This window comes from Elstera litoralis, from assembly GCF_000963705.1.
GTDB lineage: Bacteria > Pseudomonadota > Alphaproteobacteria > Elsterales > Elsteraceae > Elstera > Elstera litoralis.
The window spans coordinates 1-4410 of sequence record NZ_LAJY01000316.1 but is presented as its reverse complement, the minus strand read 5'-3'; the positions used below and the strand labels follow the sequence as shown (position 1 = coordinate 4410).

General features: G+C 61.6%; 4 protein-coding genes. 1 reads left to right on the top strand and 3 read right to left on the bottom strand.

From position 1 onward, the window contains the following. The 3 genes from VZ95_RS12525 to rnd form a co-directional block, all read right to left on the bottom strand. Positions 1-317 (bottom strand): hypothetical protein (locus VZ95_RS12525; protein ID WP_045776143.1); only part of this gene is annotated, 317 nt, incomplete at its 3' end. Positions 318-406: 89 nt separating this feature from the next. After that, positions 407-1681, bottom strand: coding sequence for an MFS transporter (locus VZ95_RS12520; RefSeq protein WP_045776142.1), 1275 nt, complete (start codon positions 1679-1681; stop codon positions 407-409). Between the two features lies 1 nt (position 1682). Further along, the gene (rnd, locus tag VZ95_RS12515; RefSeq protein WP_045776144.1) at positions 1683-2831 is read right to left on the bottom strand and encodes a ribonuclease D; all 1149 of its coding nucleotides are present in this window, start codon (positions 2829-2831) and stop codon (positions 1683-1685) included. 106 nt (positions 2832-2937) lie between these two features. Here rnd and aspS point away from each other — a divergent pair. Continuing rightward, positions 2938-4410, top strand: a 1473-nt coding sequence (aspS, locus tag VZ95_RS12510; protein ID WP_045776141.1) for an aspartate--tRNA ligase, incomplete at its 3' end; no start/stop codon positions are given.

Genomic DNA, 4410 nt, shown 5'->3' with positions numbered 1-4410 from the left:
GAGCTTATCTGCCCGTTATTAGTAACGGTTACACTTTCATCGAGCCGCAGGGCGCGGCCCGTGCTGGTGTTATTGACGGTGCCATTATTGGTAATCGTAATAAAATCATTGCCGTTCGACCCGATGGCGTTGACGCTGCCGGCCGAGGTGATCGTGCCGTTATTGGTCAGCGTTGTCCGCGTTCCGGTGACGCCTGTTGCCACCGTCAGGGCGATGGTTCCCGTTGCTCCAGTATTGGAGACAGTAACGCCGGTTGCAATCGAATCGGTGACTTGGGCAGCAAGGGTGGTACCGACCGTGGTTGCGGAAATCGCCATAATCTACTTCCCCTAAAATATCCCAATAGAAACTCAGTCCGGCATTCCTTTAACCGACTTCTGTGACTCTTTTGGAATAGGATAGGGGGTTATGGTTTCGGATAGAGGCCAGCCGTTTTGGCGAGCGGCCAGGCCAAAGCCGCAAGGCCCAGGCCAAGCAGCGCAACCAGATCGGGCACCGTCACGCCGAGGCTGGGCAATAGCGCCGTTCCCGCCGTGCCGAGGCCCATCATGCCCGCATTCACGATGTTATTCGTCGCCACCGCCCGCGCCCGCGCTTCCGGCTGCGCCCGGCTTTGCAGCAGCGTGTAGAGCGGCACCGTATAGACCCCGCCCGCGACCGCCAGCAGCAGAAAATCGCCAATCAAGCGCCAGTTAGCAGCCTCCGCCAGAAAGGCGGGCAGGGGCGTCAAACTCGCCGAGAGGGGCGCGGCGGGAAGGGCGAGCCAAAGATCAAAGGTCGCCAGCGCCATGCCGAGCGCACCAATGCCGACCGGGCCGGATTTCACCTGCCCGCGCAGCATCCGCCCGCAGACGCCCGCACCCACAGCGATGCCAATCGAGAATAGCGCCAGGAAGAAGGTTACGACCTGCTCGTCGGCGCCGATGCGGTTGCGCACCAAGCCCGGCAGTTGCGCCAACAGCACCGCGCCGAGCATCCAGAACCAGGAAATACCGAGCACGACCCGGCGCAGAACCGGACTGGCGAGGGTTCCCCGGCAGACGCGCCACGTATCGGCGAGAAAATTCCAGCGCAGTTTCAGATCAGGGCGCACGGCGACGGTCGGCGGCAGCGCTCGGCAGGCCAGCCACGCCAGCACGGCGATGCCAAGGCCGGTTAATCCTGCGATCCACGGGCCATTGTCGAGCCGCACAAGTTCGGTGCCCATAATGGTGCCGATGAGGATGGCAACGAAGGTGGTGGCGGCGAACAGCGCATTGCCGCGCGCCAGATCCTCCGGCTTCAGCAGTTCCGGCAGCAGCGAGAATTTTACCGGGCTGAAGAAGGTGGAGAGGATGCCCATGCCCACGAGGGCGGCGAACAGCAGGGGGATTGAGCCCAAGACTAGCCCTGCGAGCCCGAGGAGCAGCGCCGGAATCTCGATCAGTCGCACCCATTGGGTGAGGGCGGCTTTGGGCATGCGGTCGGCGAGAGTTCCAGCGAAGGCCGAGGCGAAGAAATAGGGCAGTACGAACAGCGCCGTTGCCAACCCCGCCAGCGCTTGCGCCGCGTCGGGATCGGGCACCAGCTTGAAGACCACCAGAATCGCCAGAGCATTCTTGAACAGATTATCGTTCAAGGCCCCCAGGAACTGCGCGATAAACAGCGGCAGGAAGCGCCGATCCGTCAGCAGTGCCAGCATGCTAGAGCCTAATCAGCCGAATACTGTCGCCCTTGACCGTCAAGGCCACTTCGCCGCGCTTCAGCGCCAGAGCATCTTCCCCGAACACGTCGCGCCGCCAGCCGGTGAGCGCGTGGATATTGGGCGAATCTTCCATTGCCAGCGTTTCGATATCGGCACTATTGGCGACCAGCTTTTGCGCCACGTCGTTACTGTCGCATTTGGCTTTCAGCAGCACTTTCAGCAATTCGATCAGGGCCGCTCTGCCGCCGCTCACGTCCGGCTTTTCCGGCAGGGTCGGGCAGTCGGCTTCCGGGATCGCGGTGCCGCGTTCGACGGCGGCGAGAATACCCTGGCCGACCGAGCCTTCGGTCATGCCCTTGCTGAGCGCCCGCATCCGCCCGAGATCGGCCACCGAGCGCGGGGCATTGGCGGCGGCTTCCAGCAGCGCTTCGTCCTTCAGCAGGCGCTGACGGGGAATATTCTTGCGCTGGGCTTCGGCCTCGCGCCACGCCGCGAGTTCCTTGAGAATGGCCAGGAAACGCCGGTTGCCGGTGCGCGGGCGCAGGCGCTGCCACGCGGTTTCCGGGTCGAGCTGATAGGTTTTGGGATCGGTGAGGATCGCCATTTCCTCCGAAACCCAGGCTTCGCGGCCCGCTTTCTCGATGCGTTTGGCCAGCTTCTCATAGATCACCCGCAGGTGTGTTACGTCCGAGAGCGCATAGGAAAGCTGCTTCTCGGTCAGCGGGCGCTGCGACCAATCGGTAAAGCGCGAGCTTTTATCGATGCGCGCATTGGCGAGCTTACCCGCCAGCGTCTCGTAGCTCGCGCTTTCGCCAAAACCGCAGACCATCGCCGCGACTTGGCTATCCCAGAGCGGGGTCGGCACGGTTCCGGTGAGATTATAGAAAATCTCCAAATCCTGCCGGGCGGCGTGGAAGACCTTCAACACGGCCGGATTTGCCATCAACGCGAACAGCGGCGCGAGATCGATGCCCTCGGCGAGCGGATCAATCGCCGCCGCTACCGAGGTTCCCGCCACCTGCACGAGGCAAAGCTGGGGCCAATAGGTCTTATCGCGAATAAACTCGGTATCGACCGTTACATAGGCTTCTTGTGTAAGCGTGGCGCAGAGGGCCGCCAACGCGGCTGAATCTTGGATCATCATAATTTTCGCTATAGCACACCGAGGCGAAACCGCATAGCCAGCCCTTGACATTCGGTGTCAAAGCGTGTGGCTTTGCCGCCTATTCTGATTTAGCCGCTGGGAATTTTTCATGCACGCCTATCGCACGCATACTTGCAACGCCTTGAGCCGCGCCGAAACCGGCCAGACCGTGCGCCTGTCGGGCTGGGTGCACCGCAAGCGCGATCATGGGCAGTTGCTGTTCATCGATCTGCGCGACCATTACGGCATTACGCAGTTGGTCATCGATAACGAGTCGGCTTTCTTTGACGACGCCAGCCAAGTGCGCGTCGAGAGCGTGATTACGGTCTCCGGCCTCGTTGTGGATCGCAGCGCCGAAACGGTCAATCCGAACCTGCCGACCGGGGCGATTGAAGTGCAGGTGAAGGACTATTTCCTTCAGTCCGCCGCCGATGTGCTGCCGCTGCAAGTGAACAGCGACGCGGAATATCCCGAAGACACGCGCCTGCGTTACCGCTTCCTGGATTTGCGCCGCGACCGGATTCACAAGAACATCGTGCTGCGCTCCAACGTCATCGCCAGCCTGCGCCGCCGGATGATCGATCAGGGCTTCACCGAGTTCCAGACGCCGATTCTCACCTCCTCCTCGCCGGAAGGGGCGCGCGACTTCCTCGTGCCCGCGCGCATGCATCCGGGCCGTTTCTACGCCCTGCCGCAAGCGCCGCAGCAGTTTAAGCAGTTGCTAATGGTGGCCGGCTTCGACCGCTACTTCCAAATTGCTCCCTGCTTCCGCGATGAAGACGCCCGCGCCGACCGCAGTCCCGGCGAATTCTACCAGCTCGATTTCGAAATGAGCTTCGTCACGCAAGAAGACGTGTTCGCCGCCATCGAGCCCGTTCTGCACGGCGTGTTCGAGGAGTTTTCGAACGGCAAGAGCGTCACGCCCTATCCGTTCCCGCGCATCGCCTACAGCGAATCGATGCTGAAATATGGCTCCGACAAGCCCGACCTGCGCAACCCGATTGTCATCGCCGACGTGACCGATATTTTCACGCGCGACGATGTGACCTTCAACGCCTTCAAATCGGCGGTTGCGGGCGGTGCGGTCGTGCGCGCCATTCCGGCACCGCAAGTGTCCGATCAGCCGCGTAGCTTCTTCGACAAGCTCAACGATTGGGCCAAGGGCGAAGGCCATCCCGGCTTAGGCTATATCCTGTGGGACAAGAGCGGCGAGGCCAAAGGCCCCATCGCCAAGTTCATCGGGCCGGAGGCGCTGAAGCTGCTGGCCGAAAAGGCCGGGATTCAGCCGGGCGACGCGCTGTTCTTCGCCTGCAATAAGAAGCTGGTGGCCGAAAAATTCGCGGGTCAAGCGCGCAAGCGCCTGGGCGAAGAGCTGAACCTGATCGACCCCAGCGTCTTCAACTTCTGCTGGATCGTCGATTTCCCGATGTACGAGCTGAACGAAGACACGGGGCAGATCGACTTCAGCCACAATCCTTTCTCCATGCCGCAAGGCGGGTTGGACGCGCTGCTGAACCAAGACCCGCTGACGATCAATGCCTATCAGTATGATATCGTCTGCAACGGCATCGAACTCTCGTCG